Origin of the sequence: Methylobacterium nigriterrae, assembly GCF_037106235.1 — a bacterium.
Lineage (GTDB): Bacteria > Pseudomonadota > Alphaproteobacteria > Rhizobiales > Beijerinckiaceae > Methylobacterium > Methylobacterium nigriterrae.
The window spans coordinates 1-287 of record NZ_JBAWTG010000747.1; the positions used below are offsets into that span (position 1 = coordinate 1).

General features: G+C 63.1%; 1 pseudogene. It reads left to right on the top strand.

Annotation, left to right across the window (positions count from 1 at the left end):
- Positions 1–287, top strand: a pseudogene (locus tag WDW90_RS38975) (hypothetical protein); the annotation flags it as partial.

Consider the following 287-nt stretch of genomic DNA (forward strand, 5'->3'; position numbering starts at 1 on the left):
GACATGTTCACCCGCGCGAGCATCGACTACCTGTCGCGCTTCAATCCTGAGAAGCCGATCGAGAAATTCCTGAAGTATTGGCGCAGCGGCTTCGCGGTGGTTGCGGGCGAGGTGAAGGCGCTCTCGGCGCAGACCGCCAAGGCGACCGAGGAGATCCGCGCGCGCCTGTCCACGCTTCAGAACGAGTACCGGCGGCAAGGCGGCACGTCCCATATAATCACGTTATCTTTCCGTCCGTTCGCGAGCGCTCAGTCCCGCCGATGTCAGATCTGGTGCCCCTGCAGGCC